Here is a 17,394-nt window from a genome sequence, read left to right as displayed (position 1 = left end):
AGCTTGAGCTTAGTCTTGCAATATTAAATGTTATTCCTTAAACAGTGACACGCAACACTTCATATTTCTCGAGTTTTTGGCGCCTCTATTAACTTATGACAACGCCAACATCGCGTTCATATCTTCCTCGGCAGTAGTAATCAGCTTCAACCCAAAAAGATCAACTAGCACATCTAGCACCCCATCCGAGATGAACTCCGGCGGTTTCGGCCCAATGCGAATGTCCTGAATGCCAAGGCTGAACAAGCCCAGCAGAATAGCTACTGCTTTTTGCTCAAACCAAGATAGTACGATGCTGACAGGTAACTCGTTCACTGTACACTCAAATGCTTCAGCCAGAGCCAACGCAATCTTCACCGTAGAACCGGAATTATTACATTGCCCAAGGTCAATGTAACGAGGAATGCCCGTGTCCCCAACGGTTCCATAATCCACATCATTAAAGCGGAACTTTCCGCAAGAAGTGGTTAAAATGACGGTATCGTTCGGTAAGGAAGTTGCCAGCTCGCGATAGTAATTCCCACCTTTACCTGGCGCGTCACAGCCTGCAATGACGAAAAACCGGCGGATATGCCCGTCTTTGACAGCCTGAATGATCTCTGGTGCCAACCCGATTACTGTTTCATGATGGTATCCTGTCGTAAGTACCAGATCTGACTCTACATCAGCTGCAGGTAATGACAACGCACGATTAATCAGAGGGGAGAAATCCTCATTCGTAATTTTCGCTACACCTTCTAGTCCTGCTACTTCATATGAGAAAAAGCGATCTGCGTACGTGCCTTTAATCGGCATCACGCAGTTTGTAGTTGCAAGAATCGCACCAGGAAACTGCTCGAACAGTCTGCGCTGATCATACCATGCTTTGCCGATGTTGCCCTTCAGATGCTTATACTTCTTAAGCGCCGGATAACCATGGGCAGGTAACATTTCCGAGTGAGTATAGATGTTGATGCCCTTTCCTTCCGTCTGCTGTAGCAATTCCTCCAGCGCATACAAATTATGGCCTGTCACCACAATACATTGACCTTCTATTTTATTCTGGCTAACTGTGATTGGTTGTGGAATCCCAAAGCGATCTGTATGCGCACGATCCAGCAGATCCATGACACGAACCGCCGCATCTCCAACCTTCATCGCCATCTCCAAATGCTCCTGCGTATTAAAGTTCGAATTCGTCAAGGTCATATACAAAGCTTCGTGGGTAATACGATCCACCTCGGGATCAATGTATCCTAACTGCCGGGCATGTGTCGCATAAGCTGCAATTCCTTTTAAGGCAAAAATAATCGTATCCTGCAAACTCGCAATGGTTTCATTTTTTCCGCATACTCCAACAACGGTACATCCGCCAGTCGGTGTCTGTTCACATTGGTAACAAAACATATCGTTATCCCCCATATCTAGATAATCTTTCGTTACTCTCAACGTAACAGAACACCAAACCTTGAGTTGTGATTACACACACATTTTTTTAGATCAAGCAGATTTAAATGGCCGTCTATTAATAACAACCATCAATATAATAACGCTCATACAAATGAAAATATTAATCCCAAAAACCATTTTGAACGCCTGAAGCGGACTCTCCTGCCCTATCTCTCCACTCACCATCCCAAGTCCAAGCGCTGAGCCAAAAACCATACCCGCATTTCGTGTTAAGGCAATTATTCCTCCAATCGAACCTACGTGTTCCCTAGGCGTCTGCTGCATAATATAGCTATTATTCGGAGAAGCAATGAGCCCCATCCCGAGTCCGATAAGACATAGAATCGCAGCAATTCCATACACCCGGATATTCTCTAAAAATAATAGCAACAAGACGAACCCGCTTCCCATGCAGCTCAGCCCCATAAGCATCAGCTGACGAGAGCCATAACGATCGGACCAGTAACCGGCAAGAGGACCTGCAAAGGCCAATGCAATAGGATAAGCCGCCATAATGTAACCCGTCGTGGAGGATGAAAATTGAACCGTTGTTCCCATCAAATAGAATGGAATAAGGACTAGCAATGTATTAGAAAGTATAAAAGAGGCACAGCTAACGATCAAACCACCCGCCACAGCAGGAATTCTCAGAGCCCGAAGAGGTAGAAAAGGTGTCTTTTGTCTCCGTTCCCATAATAAAAACGTGACCAAAAGCAGGAAAAAAAACATCAAACTCGCCATTGTCCGCGTAGACATCCAACCCCATTTGCTCCCATTTGTTATAACGAGAAGCAGCAAGGTGATCCATACCATGAACAAGCCAGCCCCCACGATGCTGACAGTTCCCGACTTACGCTCTTGCACGCGGCTCGGAATGTACCTATAGGCCATAACTGTAGCCACAATCGCCACAGGGACATGGATCAAAAATAGCCATTGCCAACTGAACCACTCCGCAATCAGACCTCCCGCAATTGGACCGGTCATCCCGCCCAGTGCGACAGCCGTACTCAGAATTCCGAGCGCACGTCCTCTCTGCTCTTTCGGCATATGAATGGTGATGAGTGCAATATTCGTTGCTTGGAACATCGCAGCACCTATACCCTGCACAACTCTAAGCGCAAGCAATATTGGCAGATTAGGTGAAAAAGCGACCAAGATCGAACCAACCGTAAAAATCACATATCCGAGATTGTGAATACGACGAAACCCATAGCGATCACCCAATTTCCCCATTACAGGGAGAAGTGCAGTAATCACTAGTAAGTATCCTGTTGTAATCCACAATCCTTTTGCCAGCTCTGTCTGAAAATGATTTATAAAAAAAGGAAGCGATACATTCATAATTCCGGCTGTAAAATGGGAAATAAAAGCCCCCATACAAATAGCCGCCATCATCCCCAGCCGCTGCCTCCGCATGCCTGTTAGTTCTGTATTTTTTGCAATATTCATGCTGATCCCGTCCCCACTTATATTTGTCTAAGAATTACTAACAATTATAAGTAGATCCCTTGCTAGGACCAATCCCATAAAGATGGGATATGAGATGTTTAAATAGGCCCCAGCCAGTACAGCCTTGTCTTCCCCCTTGCTTCCACAGTCATATATTATCTCTGCTTCAGGTTGCCTTCTTCGCAATTCGGAAAGTAGCTATAAAGCTTAAAATTACGAAAAGAAGCTGGATGGATAAAGCCAACATGATTCCTGTCATTACACCCCATCCAAAGGTATCACTAATGGTAATTAAGGCCCCGCCTAATCCAATGCTAAGTGCAGGACTAAACGCATCAATAAATTGAATATTCGCTGAAATTGAACCTGCTTCGCCTTCTTCGGCATGCTGGAGCGCAATAGCTCCCGTGGTTGGATGTGCCAACCCTATTCCAAAACCGGTAAGTATTTGTGAGAACACTGCGAGCACGATTCCATTACCTGAAATTCCTATCACGGTTATGACCAGCGCAACTCCGACAATCATAAAAGCAACGCCGATCATCACCCGTTGTTTACGGCCCTTCCCATGGTCTTGTTCATCAAGCTTGGATTGCAACCACGCTGCTATTGACCAACTTATAGCCCCAGCAGCAACGGTTAAGCCCGCAACATCTGCCGATAACCCTTTAACATTTGTTAGAGCTAGAACAACATAGCTTTCAACAGCAGAGTAGCACGCAACAAACAGCCCTCTAGTAACAATGGTTGCCGGCAAACCTTTTCTAACTACTAAAGCACCCTCTGGCAGCAGTTTCCGTAAAGGTTGAATCATAATCAAGACCCCTGAAACTGAAATCACAATCCCCTTCCAATAAGGTAAAAACCCTAATCCAGCTAATAGCAGCCCCGTTCCTAATGTTAATAAAATTGCGTATATTTCTTTATACTTCCCTCTTTTAGTCGATGAAGTATTAGTATTTTCAGTTTGTAACTTACGAAATAATGGGAGCGTTAAGCATACAGATAGAACAATGAACGGCAGAACAAGCCAGAACACAAACCTCCATGAAAGATGTTCAGCTAAAAGCCCTGCGATATATGGACCAATCAATGCAGGAAGAACGTAAGCACTGGAGAATGCTGCAAGTATTTTTGTTCTTAGACTGTCAGGGTAACTTAAAGTAATACTGGAGTATACACAAGTTATAAGCGCACCCGCTCCGAAACCTTGTAAAGCTCTGCCTATGATCAACATGTACATATTGAAGGAAGTTGCTGCAATAACGATACCTCCAACAAAAACTAGAATCGAAATGACAAATGATTTATATACACCATTCTTATCAATCTGCTGTCCAATGACCATTGTGCCAATGATTTGGAATAAAAGAAATGCACTAAAAATCCAACCATAATAATGGATCGCATTCAAACTTTGCGCCACTTTTGGTGCAATCGTCGTAACCCCCAACCCCTCGAATGCTACTGTTGTAACTGCCAGAATAATACCGATTGTCAACGCTCTGTACTGGGCATCAAAAATCCCGATTTTATTATTGTTTGTCCTCATCTTTGTGTCCTCCTTATAATTGTCGAAGCATTAGTTGCTATAGCAAGTATCAGACAATAACAAAACAAATGATCCAAAACAAATAGTCTTGACGATAATCGTCATAGCAACTAATTGGGTTGTGTCGATCCATTCAATTTTTAAACAAGATCTACTATAAATCCTTTACATTATTATGAATGACAGAAAGTAGCCTTCTAAAGGTTTCAACCTCTTCCTCAGTTAACCCTTCAATGGTCTTTCTATAGGCTTCAAGAGAGGGCGCAAGAATCTCATCTTTTATTTCGCGACCTTTAGAAGTTAGATATACGCGTAAAGATCTTCTATCCGTCTCATGGGTTACACGATGAACAAAGCCTTTCTTTTCAAGCTTGAAGAGCATACGTGCAATGTTCGTTTGATCTTTATATAATCTTTCAGCAATATCTTTTTGAGTAATCCCTTCACTCTCCCAAAGAATAACGAGGATCTCCCACTGGTCCACCGTAATATCAAAGGGATTAACCACTTTCTGATAATAGTTATTAAGCTTCAAATCTGCCCGGTGTACAATTACGCCTATGTATTTTTCTAATTCCAATGGTATGGCCCCCAGATAATAGACATGATTATAGTTGCTATGACGAGTATAATTGTAAAGGCTGATAAATGCAACGTAAAACTGTACAAGGCTCCCATTTGAGCATCCCTGGGATTGCGGTAATCCACGCATCTTGTTTAGCTTCCGCACCAAATCCCGAGATAATCGCGCTCACGATTTCAAACATTCACACAAGGATAAGCAACTGACAGAGACTGATCTTTGCTATTTCCAATGTCCCCCCTCCTCTTTATGAAGAATTCATTCATCTGCTAATATCGATACTTTCCAGTATGGTACCAGACCAAATAGTGATTAACTACATCTATTTTGATCTAATAAACCCCATGTGTGATGACATGGGGTTTCAAAATTAACTTTAACATGTGACGTTTATATTGCTGATCGTACTAACCAATAAATTCTTGAACCCACTCGCTGTTGTAGTAACCTATTCCAATTTCAGTAAAGGAACTATTCAGGATGTTGGCACGGTGACCAGGACTGTTCATCCATTGATTCATTACTTCTTCCGGGCTCGACTGGCCTTTGGCGATATTTTCCCCTGCTGTATTATAGGAGATCCCAAAGGCCTTCATCATATCGAACGGAGATCCATAAGTTGGTGACTGATGGTCAAAATAATTGTTGTCGGACATATCCTGCGCTTTGGCCAAAGCCATTTTCGACAGCTCACTATTCAAACTAAGGGGTTTCAAACCTGCGTTTGTTCTTTCTTTGTTCACCAATTCCAACACTTTCTGCACAGATGCCGATGAACTGGTGGAGCTTTGCGGATTAGCAGAATATTGTGGATTGGCCGATTGTTGCGGATTAGCAGAGTATTGTGGCTTAGCGGATGTTTGCGGATAAGTATTTTGATCCGCTGTTGTACCACCTGTAGGTGGAGTAGTACGGATAAAACCATCCAGCCATTTCGATACATCGCCGGGTACTTGTTTAGTCTTAATCGTAGAATTCCCTGCATTCTCTGTGGAAATAGAAGACGCTTGAGTTAAGTTTGACATTGTAGCTGTTTTGCCAGCATGATGTCCAACCTTCGTTTGTTGAGTGGTCATTTGGTTGTTGGCTGATTGATTACCCGAACAAGCTGTAACGAGCAATAGCGCTACTATTACGATAAATGGTTTAATAACGACCCCTCCTGATTTGGCAAAGTATTGACTTAATCGAATAAAGTTTTTGTAAAGCACGATTGAATTATTCATCTTTAATTCAAAAAAAGAAAAAGCAAAAAAATCCACCGCAACATTGCTTGCGGTGGATTTTTTGTAAGTTTTTTATGTATCGAGATCCGTATTCTTGTTCACATAGAGCTCACTAGGTTGAACTTGATATTGACCGGTCTGCAGCAGCTCTGGTAAACGCCCCATCCGCTCCGTCAAACAGGAAAGACTTTGCTCATGAAAATTAGATAGACCCGTATGAATCCGATCTTGAAAAGGCTTAAGCCATCTTGATTCCAAACTATCAGGACCGAAATAAACCCCGAGCAAAGAGCCAGCCGTTGCCCCGAAACTATCCGTATCGTTGCCTTGCATCACCTGCTTGCATATTCCATCGCCAACATTGTCTGCAAATCGCAGGGTATTAATTAAGGTTCCTATTTCCTGATAAACATCACAGTGACAATAATTCGCATACTTATGGTTAATGCTCTGATACGCTTCCAGCCAATCATCTGCATTCGCTACCATCTCAAGGCAATCATTAGTAATCTCATAGAATCGGCTTCTTCTAGGGACGAATTGCAGAGCAGTATTGATTATTTCAATGGGATCGCGCAGCACCTGAGCGACAGCAATCGCAGCAGCAATGAACATCGTGGCGTAAATGCCGGTCCGGCGATGAGTAAAACTTGCATCCCGCCAAGCTAGCTCAGCAGCCAGAGCAGGTTGACCAGGGCAGGCATATCCGTAAGCATCTGCACGAATCGCCGCACCGCATAGTTCCGTCCCCTGTACCATAAAATCAGGCCAAGCCTCTATTTCAGAATGATTGAATAGTTCCTTATCATGTTCCAAATAGCTAATCCCTGATCGCATCAAAATAGCCCTTTCCGGACCCCAAGTTGTACTTATCGGAAGATGATTTAACCATAAATCTCTTAAATTTCTTTTCGTAAAACCATCACCGAATTGTTCTAGCACCATCATTCCCATTAATGTGTAATTGATATCATCATCAGGTGCCACATAACGAATTCGTCCCCGTGTCGTCTCAAACCAAGACCAATGACGACGATCTAGCGCATGGAGAATTTCTTCAGAAATGTAATCATTCAGTGGCCATTCCCCTACAGAAGTTAACGCTTGACGTAATTCCGACAAGCTAGGATTTACCTCTATCGGTTTACCTAACATTGAGCCACAGACTGAAGCGAGGAATCCTGCCTCTACACGCTTGGAGCTATCCTTCAGATTCAAAATTCCGACCTGACCTAGAGGTCGAGCCGGATCACATTCCCGCCATATCTCATCTAAATCGTTCGGCTCATAATATGGCCAATTGTCCCTCATTGGAATGACAGCCAAGCTATTGGCGAATTCTAGATAGGCATCATAGCTTGCAGGAAGCTTTTCCAACTTGGCTAAATAACCGGAGGTTTGATGCCCCTGCTCGAATTTATTACGCAGAATCCCCTCCAATTGAAGTTTAAGAAATGTGAGTGATGGTAACATATTGTATCCTCCTTTGTCTCCTTATCTATCCACAATTCACAATACATCAATATCATAAGCTTAAGAAGTAAAAGATGCTGTATAAAAAAGTATTGGTCAAATTTAATTTTCCCTTAACTATTCTTCATCCCAACACTATCGAAACTGCACAATACACTAACAATAGTCCCATCAGTACATTAAATTGACTTCTATATTTAGATATCATTTTTTTGAAAAGAGTACCACACAAACACCAACAAAAAGTGCCCATATAACCGATGAGAGCAAGAACTAAAGAATAACTCAATAATCTAAAAGATGAAGAATGATAGGTAAGGATAAATGTTGATGTAACTGTGATCCCATATAATATCCCTTTTGGATTGATAAATTGTAAAAGCATTCCCGCAATAAAGCTATTGTGTTTATCTCCGGCTGCATCACTTTCTGGTTGGTTACTTCTAATCATTTTAACTGCTAAATACAGCATGTAGACTCCGCCTATTACAGTCATAATAGATTTAATTTGTGGAATAAAATTATTCAAAAGTAGATTAAAGTAGGAACATAACAATATGATTATAAAAAATCCTGTACCCACTCCTAAACAAAATTTCATTGTTTTTTTCAGCCCAAATTGGTTTGCAAAAGCCATTGCCATAATGTTATTGGGTCCCGGAGTAAAACTTGCAACAAATGCATATAAAAACAAAGAAACAAACACTAAATTATATCTCAAAAAATCCCAAGGCACTTAAACCTTGGGATCACTTCTTTCTAAGATATCAACAGTAAATCAGCTATACCGTTATAGAGCCTTAGAGCGCCGCAATCCGCTGCTGGATGCGTGGAAATAAGGCGAAGGCATTCTCGTAAAATACTTTCTCGTGATGCTGCTCAGGGACAAGTCGGCGGACAAATTCCGCATACAGGTCAATAGGAGCGAGTGGCCAATCCGTGCCGAACAACATTTTCTCATAGTGGTCGGAGTACACCAGCGCCCGGCGAAAATGATCCATGAACAGAGGTTCATTCATGAACCGTTCAAAATGAGGTCGATCACCGACCACAAGGCCGGACAAATCAGCATAGACATTCGGATTTTTGGCCACCACTTCGGCGGCATCCATCACCCACGGATCGCCAAGATGGCAGATCATAAAATTCACATCACGTCGTTGGAACGCTAATTCGTCCACGGTAAGAGGATGTGCATACTTTAGCAATCCATTCATCGAGTACGTATCACCGGTATGAATGACAACAGGCGTGCCATACTTGGCTGCCAGCTCATAGATTGGCGAATAGATTTTGTCATAAACGTAATGATGATAGTACCCGGCATAGAGCTTAATACCGGCTACCTCGGGCGCTTGCAGCCGTGCCTCAATTCGGTCCAGCTCCTCAAGAGCATCCTTTCCTCCAAGCATGTTCGGATTGATCCCCACGCATTCCATTAAGAAAGGCGGCACAGTATCTTCCAAGTCAAGACCCATCGGATTAGGGGAAGTGGAGTCTGGGAAAGCTCCCTTCGTCTGCTCCGTGACCCCCATTCCAATGCCGAGTACAACGTCGTTCTTATCAAACTCCGCTTTGAGCCCAGCAGCAGTGTAATCGACTTTGGAGAGATCCAGTGCTGTTTGATGAAAGCTGTCGATGTCCGACAGATGAATGTGAATATCAATGATCGGCATTTAAGATCTCCTTTTCGTCAGTAGGTCTAGCAAAGGTCAGCTTCAATAGACTGCGGACATCCTCTGAATTCAGAGCGAGTTCTCCCATGATCAGGAAGGACGGCTGTGTCCAAACGGTTTCTCCATTTAGAAGCGGAAGATGATGATGCACCTCGTGATTAAATACCTTATTGTTCACATACGCCGAGGCACTCTGATTCGGATGACTGCTCACCATATGCAGCATATCCTTACGCGAAGATGCACCAATTCGCAATAGTCCCTTGGCCTCAAGATAGGTTTCTACCGTTCCTAATAAGAACTTGCCCTCCTTGGAGAATTCCATCCATCCTTCGGCATAGACTGGCGAAGGTTTGATATAATTTTCCTCCGACAGCGAATAATTCGGCAGGGTCATTCCGCTGTCATTAGTCACAGAATGCAACACACAGAGCACAGAGACGCCGGGGAGCATAAGGTAATGCTGATTAACAACAATTCCTCGGTTCTTTTCCTGCTTCTCGATCGAAGTAGTGATACGTAATCCTCTCCATACATTCCCCTGAACATCCTTCTGCTCGGTCCAAGCTGCGCTTCTTGGCTCCTCCAACCGACTAAATCCACCAATGCCTGAAATATCCACACCGAGTCCACCGTGCCAAGGATTCCACCAGGAACGTGGTGCTGCTTCCGGATAGGAGCTATCCAGCCATTCTTCACCATGGTGCTTCAGGGAATGCACAACACTGCCGAAGTCAGGAGCAGCTGCAATAGAAAGAACTCCGTTGCTCACAGTGTAAATAGGACCCGCGGATCCCTCTTCTATGTCATAGACAATGGCTCCTGTTTCCGTTTGAGGGAACCAGAGGCCTGATCGCTCTTGAATACGATCCTCTCCACGATAGACGACTCGAACCTTCTGACTTGATTGGCTGTGTTCTGAAGAAGATTCCGCTTCCTCAGGTGAGAGCTCAAAGCCCGCGGAGTGCAGATTCTGCTCTCTTTGCAGCTCCATCTCAGCGACTTTCTGCTCCTCTCCTCTATCCGTTTGTACATACAGCTCGAGGCTTCCATCAAGCGATGTCATCTTTCGTTCGACTAGCTCTGCATGAAGGGCTCCTGCCGCAAACGGATTTCCACCGCCGAGCGTTAATTCAAGATGATCATCCAACACCGGTGTGATCGGATTCAACTGCTTCCGTGCAAAGGTGCGGAAATCCGACCACATCAGGAAGGTGTTTAAAGCGAACACCAGCGTCTTTGTTCGTACAACATCTCCAGCAGAGATTTGACCAAGATTATGCTCCAGTCCAAGTGGATATTCCGGACGAAGTAGCTTCAGCGAAGGGTCCCAGCAAACGCCGCATGTGACATTCTCTTCCTTGCTGAACAACCAATTTTCCGTGATTTGAGCGCTGTCCCAACTACTCGGATCACCCGAATAAGCATCGCCCATATCTACGTAATGACCTTGATAAGGCAGGATGAGCCTTTTACCAAAAAATCCGAAATTCGTTAACAGATACATATCCTCTTCCAACGTTTGGTTACTAGTATTGCATACCTCGCTATAAAACTCAGCGATTCCGTTTGCAAAGAGCTTAGCCACTCTTTTTATCTCCAGACCCGGGAATTCATCGGATTCATAAAGAGTCTCTAGAACTTGACCCTCTCCTTCCGAATAGATCTTTACTTCTTTAGCCTGTTTCTTCGAGAATTCTTCGGCGAATGGTTTACCTAACTTTGGATGGGTCAACCAGAAATTATGGCTCGAGCCGGGATATTCAATCCACATCCCATTGTCGTTATTATTGAGATGAACGGAATAGGCACCATTTACAGCCACCCACTGATCCCCGTGTTCCCCACCAAAGCGGCCATGTGTTCCTTTCATTAGCACAGATATTTTGCTGATGAAGGAGACTACCTTCTCTCCAGCCGGAACGGCCGTCACCTCAATATCCCGTGAATAAAGGCCATATAAATTTAGGGTAAAGGGTACTCGGATGGAAGCCTTACTCTTAGCTGGAACCGAGAAGCTTACCGTCCGATCCGCCCACGTCAAAAATTCTTCCTCTGGCAAATCAAAAGAAAATTCCGCTTCCGCTGCAAAGTTATTCTCAACATTCAAATATAAATCAGCCGGAAGACCCGGATACAGTTCACGGGTTGGCAGCTCCATATTCATTTTCAGTGGGAATTTAGGAGCAACACCTATACGGAACTCAGCGTGTTTACCGCCGATGATCCATTTGCTCATAACTACGGGGTGAGTCTTCTTGTCGTTTTGCTCTTCACGAATCGGATCAAGCTCGAACTCCCCTTCTACGATAGCTGTTTCTCCTGGCGCGAGCGTTGGTGCAGCAGACAAGACAAAACGAATATTTTTGTCATTTTGGCCTTTGATCTCAATGGCCAGATCAGACGCCGAACGGTTCTTGATGTGATAGCGAATCTTATAGGTGGAACCGAATACAAGATCGTGATCGTCAATCTCCGTGGAGATTTCATAGTCAGGTGTATCAAGAGCCGTCAGGCCGCGACCGGTCTTCTCGAATTCTGCGCGTAAGGAGAGTTCTCCCTTTTGCCAAGTGTAATCGAAGAAATCAAATCCATGCTCCCGGCGGCCATCCGGCTGAATGGGGAGTTCACGGGTACTATCTGCATACCAATCCAGCTGCTCAAAATAGGGAGCGAGTGCCTCCGTTTGCAGAACCGTTGGAATAAAGTTCATCAGATGAACGTAATCCTCATTTTTTTCCCAAAAGAATCCACATTTCTTATACATCGGTACGGCCTTGGTATTTCCTGCCCAAGTAAATAGATCAAGTCGCGGCCAGCCTGCTTCAATTGTTTTGCGAACAGCGTTCAAAATCAGGTTACGGCCTACCTTGTATCCGTGATAATCAGGTCGTACATTCAACAGCGGAACATACAAAGCTCCTTCGTCTTGACGGTAATGGGCAAAACTGCAGAAGCCTACCACTTCCTCACCATCAACGGCGAGAAACACATTCAGATTGGACGAGATCTCCATCTCGCGGCGAACTGTATCCTCTGTTCTCTGATTGGTGCCTCCACCCCAGCTTTCGTTGCTACGGTTCCACATTTCTGCGACCGCCTTGGCATAAGAGGGATCATATTCTATAATGCGGATTTGTTCCGCTGTAGTCTTTAAAGTCATGTTCTCATCTCCTTATTCCTCAAATAGAGTATGTACTCGTACAAAGTTAGTCTATATAACATCTCTACAACTTTATTCAAATAACTCCTACGAGTTCTTATTATACTATTAATTGGAAGGCAGTTACGAGGTAAAGAACTTGATAAAAAATTCTTTCTGCTCCATCAAAATTTCGTTGGTCTGATTATTTATTTCATGTATACCAAAAGACGAAACGCATAGTTGTTGATGTAATACGTTTCGTCTTTTCCATAAGGTTTCTAATAGTTTAAATCACTTGTGAGAATCGCCCGTTACGTAATCTATTAGTTTTCGCGCAAATGCACTAGCAATCCACCAGCTCCAGTCACCAACATATCAGTTCCTGTCCAAAGCATTTCATTAAAATTATAGAATTCATTATGCTCATAAAAGTCCCAGCTCTTTAAATCCTTCGAGACTCCAATTCTGTTGCTGCTTATGAACCGGTAATCTATTCCTGTCCAGACCAATCTACTAGCGTTACTGCTGGCGGCATGGGTTTTTATATATTCATCATATTGTCCCTTTACTGCTGTCCATTGCAGACCATTAGTTGAGCTATAAATATGATCCGATACAATGATGAATTTATCCTTCGCCCATTGTACATTCAAGAAAGTGTAAGCTTCTTCATAGTCGTTCTGCTGTTGCTTCCAATTAGGAAGGTCATTCCCCAGTGTAAAGGTCTGCAGATTCCATTTGGTTAAATTAGTACTCTGCACAACGATGGCTTTGCTGCCATTAGTTCCGACTACAACAGTGGTTCCGTTATGAGTTGCAATGTCCGTCAGCTTACCAGACCAGTCATAGACTTTTTTCCAGGTTGTTCCGTTCTCTGAAGAGTAAATCATCGACTTCTTATCATTGCCTTTAGCATGCCCGATAGCTACATAATGTTTGCCAGTCCAAATCACATGTTTCATTTCGGCATCCAGAGGCTTATTGTTTCTGTTCCAAGCAATACCATCTTTGGATGTCCAGGCATATTGCAATCCTACCGCTACAAAAACGTTACCGTTCCAAGCCACGGAGGTCAGACCGTTTACTGTAGTATCCTCCCTGTTACCCAGCAGAATCTGCTGCCAATTCTTTCCGTCCTTACTAGTTGCAACAGTTGGAACTGCATACGTATAGAGTGATCCAACGGCTACATATGTTCCGTTCCCTTTTACAACCTGATTGAAGGAAGCATCTGGCTTCCCACTCTGCTTTAAATCCCACTTTAAACCGTCTTTGGATACGGCCAGACGGGTACCCGAATAACCAACAAAATATTTCCCGGTATAGGTCACCATCATCCCCAGAGGCATATTAGGAATTTTCTGCTGCTGCCAATTCACTTTATCAGTGGATACAAACACTATACCCTCTTCGCGAAATCGAGTAGCATAGATTAGGTATTGCTTGCCATTCCAGAATATTTCGCTGCGGCTGTACAGACCGGAGAACATATCTGAAGTTCTCACAAGCTTGAAATTAATCCCATCCTTAGTACTGAGGTTATTGCCTTCGGTATCATAAAATACAAGTGTGCCATCAGACTGAAGCTCATCAAAGGTCAACCAATAGTTACGAATCGGTTTTCCATTTATTGTTGCTTTATATTTCAGATTGTTATTTACTTTACCAGACTGTTGGGTCCACTGGCTTAAATTATCGGATGTATACACAATCAGCTCAACATTTCGTTTATCACTCGGAATATAAAGGAATTGATTTCGAGTACTCGCGGAGCCATAGTACGCATATCCCCCGTAAGTCATTAAATAACGCTTACCGTTCCAGTAAATCTGATCCAGACGTTCACCAACCGTTCCTTGCAAGTTCCACATACTTCCGTCCGTGGAAGTGTAAACTTCCGTCTTCATGGTCTGATCCGGATAAGACAACAGAATAAATTGATTATTCTGCCAAGTGATCGTGTGAGCTTTCAATACCGATGACTGTAGTTCAACTGCTGTTTCGATCCACTTTTCTCCATCCAAAGAATAATACAGATGAGGCAAGCTTAAATTCTGATCACTTAAAAAGAAGCGATCATGTTGATAAGTGATACTTATTTTGCTTGAATTGATCGGTAAAGGCCTTGTACTCCAGGTTGCACCTCCATCTTTAGATACAAGTAATCCCGTCAGCTTAGGAATAATAACCAGACCTTTACCATTGCTTGCAGCTTGCCCTAGCTCGTTTCCCTTAACACCATCAAAAGTAAATGTGAACTGCTTCTCTGCATCCCCTGTTAACGCGGAAAAGGCAACTTCTTGCGGAGTAGGAATAGTCTTTTGATCTGAACCGGTACCAGACTGCTGCTTGGAGTTATCTCCCCAAGTTACAGCACTTCCGTCCGCCAGAAGCGCAAATGAATGAGCCGCCATACATCCGTTACTCAATCCAACGGCATTGTTCAGATTTGAAACCTTGACCGGTTGCACAGAATACTTGGTAGTCCCATCTCCCAGTTGGTTTCGATCATTGAAACCCCAGGCCCAGACTGTCCTATCCTCTTTCAGAACGGTGTAAAAGTTCTCTCCAGAAGTAATATCTTGAATGCCCTCTAACCCTTCAATCCGTTCAACTGCACCTTCTTCTCCCTGCAGAAGCTTGAGATTGATTACACCTGTGTTTGGACTTGAAGTATAAATGGTTGAGACACCCCAGCCCCATACCTGTCCCTCTTCTGACAAAGCATAATTGGGCTGATTCGTTTGTCCATCTATAATCTTTTTGATACCAGAAAGACCTTCAACCTGGATAGGAACCGATGATTTATTACCGATACTCCAGACTGTTCCATCGTTTTTAATAGCGTATGTATCAAAGAATGCCTTAAAGCCAGCATTTGAAAGCTCAGGTCTTTTTACCGCTGCTTTGCCGGGTTCAGAAGGCACATACAACCAGACGGTACCATCACTCTGTGTGGCATAAACATACGCCGCGGCATCGCTGATCTGTACGATCTGCTTAAGGCCTTTAATCTGACTAAATGATGCAGTATCTTTTGAATAGTTAAACCGTCCCCATACCGTACCGTCTTTTAGAAGCACCTGTAGAAATTGGTTGCCACCTTGAATATCTTTAATTGGCTTATCTTTAAAGAAAGAAACTTCTTGAGGAACTGCGTTCCCTATCTCCCCAAAGTTATTATATTGACCCCAAGCCCACAGATTTCCTTGGGTATCTAAAGCATAGGATTGAAGATTGCTAGCAACAATCTTTTGCACTTTCACACCGGTATTAGCATCCTGATTCCCTACTTCTAAGGCTTTAGCAGAAGGAACTGCGGTAATAAACGTTCCGGTAATTAGCAGTAGTATTAAAACAATCAATGTTATATTCCTTGGGACCACTCTCTTAAATAAATTCATAGTATATTCTCTAAACTCCTTCGCATCCTTAATAAACGCAATGTTTCTAACCAATTTCTAATTCATGAACCCTCTTGCTGTATTAAACTTCACCACTCCCCTTTAGGAATATTATACTATCGTTTCCATAAATAACTTATTGAGAAAAAGAAGGTTTTGTAAAACTATGGAGTAACTCATAAAAAAGCTGTCGAGTCTTACGATCTATAGTATCCATGATTTACACCCCTATTACCCAGTATTTATTCAAGCAAAAAAAAAACAAAAAAACTCTCCCAGTAAAGAGAGAGTCTTGTCTCAAATCCCTATCAATAAATCACAAGTGGATATTACTCTATATCGCTGTACTTGTTAAAATCTAATCCAAATACACGGCCTTACCTGTCTGTGCAGATTCATAAATCGCTTCTAATATTTGCGAAACAACATAAGCCTGTTCAGGAGTTACAACCGGGTCTTTATCCTGTTCGATGGCTTCGATCCACTTTCTTAATTCGATGTCAGGTGCACTTTCTGCTTTACCTTCATAGTAGGCTACACCACCTGCACCAAGCTCGATTTTATTGGTGTACAGCTTGCTGAATTTCTCTCCATTAATTCTAAGCCCGTCTTTCATATCGGCGCCAGCTTCCGTCCCGCTTAAGCTGCATTTCGCTTCATGCACATCCAGTGAATTGAGCGCCCAGCTCGCTTCCAGCATAATCGTAGCGCCATTCTCCATCACGATCATTCCAAAGGCTGAGTCTTCAACGGTGAATTTCTTCGGATCCCATGGCCCCCATGCGTTTGCAGCCTCTTCTTTTTGAGACAGTTCATGATATTTGGTACCCAGCACGACTTTCGGTTTATAGTTATCCATCATCCAAAGGGTTAGATCCAATGCATGGGTTCCGATGTCAATAAGCGGTCCGCCGCCTTGCTTCTCTTCATCGAGGAATACTCCCCATGTCGGTACAGCTCTCCGTCTGATGGCATGTGCCTTTGCAAAATAAATATGTCCGAGCTCCCCGGATTCACATGCTTTTTTCAAATACAAACTGTCTTCTCTGTAGCGATTGTCATATCCAATGGTTAATTTCTTGCCTGTACGTTTCGCTGCTTCCACCATTCGTTTGGCATCTGCTGCCGTCTTCGCCATTGGTTTTTCGCACATGACGTGTTTTCCTGCTTCTAGAGCATCAATTGAAATTTCTGCATGCGCATCATTCGGCGTAAGCACATGAATAATATCAATCGAATGATCTTTTAATAGTTCTGTGTAATCCGTATAGACAGCAGCTTCGCTAGTTCCGTATTTCTCCGCCGCTTCTTCAGCACGTTCTTTAATAATGTCACAAAAAGCTACGATCTCTACTTTACTTTGCTTACTCAAACTTGGAAGATGCTTGCCATTCGCAATTCCACCACATCCAATAATTCCTACGCGAAACACTTTACTCATATCATTCACCCTCA

General features: G+C 43.3%; 11 protein-coding genes. All 11 read right to left on the bottom strand.

Annotated elements, in window-relative coordinates:
* Positions 1–93 precede the first annotated feature (93 nt).
* On the bottom strand, positions 94–1,386 hold the full coding sequence (gene hcp / locus UQ64_RS08020; RefSeq protein ID WP_060622920.1) for a hydroxylamine reductase: 1,293 nt from the start codon (positions 1,384–1,386) through the stop codon (positions 94–96).
* 93 nt (positions 1,387–1,479) lie between these two features.
* The gene (locus UQ64_RS08015) at positions 1,480–2,880 is read right to left on the bottom strand and encodes an MFS transporter (protein ID WP_060622919.1); all 1,401 of its coding nucleotides are present in this window, start codon (positions 2,878–2,880) and stop codon (positions 1,480–1,482) included.
* 166 nt (positions 2,881–3,046) lie between these two features.
* Positions 3,047–4,432, bottom strand: a complete 1,386-nt coding sequence (locus tag UQ64_RS08010) for an MFS transporter (RefSeq protein ID WP_060622918.1) — start codon at positions 4,430–4,432, stop codon at positions 3,047–3,049.
* A 154-nt stretch (positions 4,433–4,586) separates the two neighbouring features.
* Positions 4,587–5,012 (bottom strand): MarR family winged helix-turn-helix transcriptional regulator, encoded by a 426-nt coding sequence (locus tag UQ64_RS08005; RefSeq protein ID WP_042189684.1) that lies wholly within the window; start codon positions 5,010–5,012, stop codon positions 4,587–4,589.
* Positions 5,013–5,422: 410 nt separating this feature from the next.
* Complete coding sequence (locus tag UQ64_RS08000) at positions 5,423–6,241, bottom strand: CAP domain-containing protein (RefSeq protein WP_245237887.1); 819 nt, start codon at positions 6,239–6,241, stop codon at positions 5,423–5,425.
* 72 nt (positions 6,242–6,313) lie between these two features.
* The gene (locus UQ64_RS07995; RefSeq protein WP_060622917.1) at positions 6,314–7,714 is read right to left on the bottom strand and encodes an ADP-ribosylglycohydrolase family protein; all 1,401 of its coding nucleotides are present in this window, start codon (positions 7,712–7,714) and stop codon (positions 6,314–6,316) included.
* A 124-nt stretch (positions 7,715–7,838) separates the two neighbouring features.
* Positions 7,839–8,450, bottom strand: coding sequence for a LysE family transporter (locus tag UQ64_RS07990; RefSeq protein WP_245237886.1), 612 nt, complete (start codon positions 8,448–8,450; stop codon positions 7,839–7,841).
* A 64-nt stretch (positions 8,451–8,514) separates the two neighbouring features.
* Positions 8,515–9,390 carry an amidohydrolase family protein gene (locus UQ64_RS07985; protein WP_060622915.1) on the bottom strand — a complete coding sequence of 292 codons (876 nt, stop codon included), beginning with the start codon at positions 9,388–9,390 and terminating at the stop codon, positions 8,515–8,517.
* Positions 9,377–12,553, bottom strand: a complete 3,177-nt coding sequence (locus UQ64_RS07980; RefSeq protein WP_060622914.1) for a GNAT family N-acetyltransferase — start codon at positions 12,551–12,553, stop codon at positions 9,377–9,379. Before UQ64_RS07980 ends, UQ64_RS07985 begins: the two co-directional genes overlap by 14 nt.
* Positions 12,554–12,858: 305 nt before the next feature.
* The gene (locus UQ64_RS07975; RefSeq protein WP_167348462.1) at positions 12,859–15,900 is read right to left on the bottom strand and encodes an RCC1 domain-containing protein; all 3,042 of its coding nucleotides are present in this window, start codon (positions 15,898–15,900) and stop codon (positions 12,859–12,861) included.
* Positions 15,901–16,297: 397 nt separating this feature from the next.
* Positions 16,298–17,380: a Gfo/Idh/MocA family protein gene (locus UQ64_RS07970; protein WP_060622912.1), complete on the bottom strand. Its 1,083-nt coding sequence runs from the start codon at positions 17,378–17,380 to the stop codon at positions 16,298–16,300.
* Positions 17,381–17,394 lie beyond the last annotated feature (14 nt).

The organism is Paenibacillus etheri, from assembly GCF_001012825.1.
In the GTDB taxonomy this organism is placed as follows: Bacteria; Bacillota; Bacilli; order Paenibacillales; family Paenibacillaceae; genus Paenibacillus_AQ; species Paenibacillus_AQ etheri.
The sequence above is the reverse complement of the archived record's forward strand: the minus strand, read 5'-3'. Positions and strand labels throughout refer to the sequence as shown.

Bases quoted from the DNA above. Each gene is read 5' to 3' on its own strand.
- UQ64_RS08010 (WP_060622918.1), bottom strand. From the start codon at position 4,432: ATGAGGACAAACAATAATAAAATCGGGATTTTTGATGCCCAGTACAGA.
- UQ64_RS07970 (WP_060622912.1), bottom strand. From the start codon at position 17,380: ATGAGTAAAGTGTTTCGCGTAGGAATTATTGGATGTGGTGGAATTGCG.
- UQ64_RS07995 (WP_060622917.1), bottom strand. From the start codon at position 7,714: ATGTTACCATCACTCACATTTCTTAAACTTCAATTGGAGGGGATTCTG.
- UQ64_RS08000 (WP_245237887.1), bottom strand. From the start codon at position 6,241: ATGAATAATTCAATCGTGCTTTACAAAAACTTTATTCGATTAAGTCAA.
- UQ64_RS08015 (WP_060622919.1), bottom strand. From the start codon at position 2,880: ATGAATATTGCAAAAAATACAGAACTAACAGGCATGCGGAGGCAGCGG.
- UQ64_RS07980 (WP_060622914.1), bottom strand. From the start codon at position 12,553: ATGACTTTAAAGACTACAGCGGAACAAATCCGCATTATAGAATATGAT.
- UQ64_RS07985 (WP_060622915.1), bottom strand. From the start codon at position 9,390: ATGCCGATCATTGATATTCACATTCATCTGTCGGACATCGACAGCTTT.
- hcp (WP_060622920.1), bottom strand. From the start codon at position 1,386: ATGTTTTGTTACCAATGTGAACAGACACCGACTGGCGGATGTACCGTT.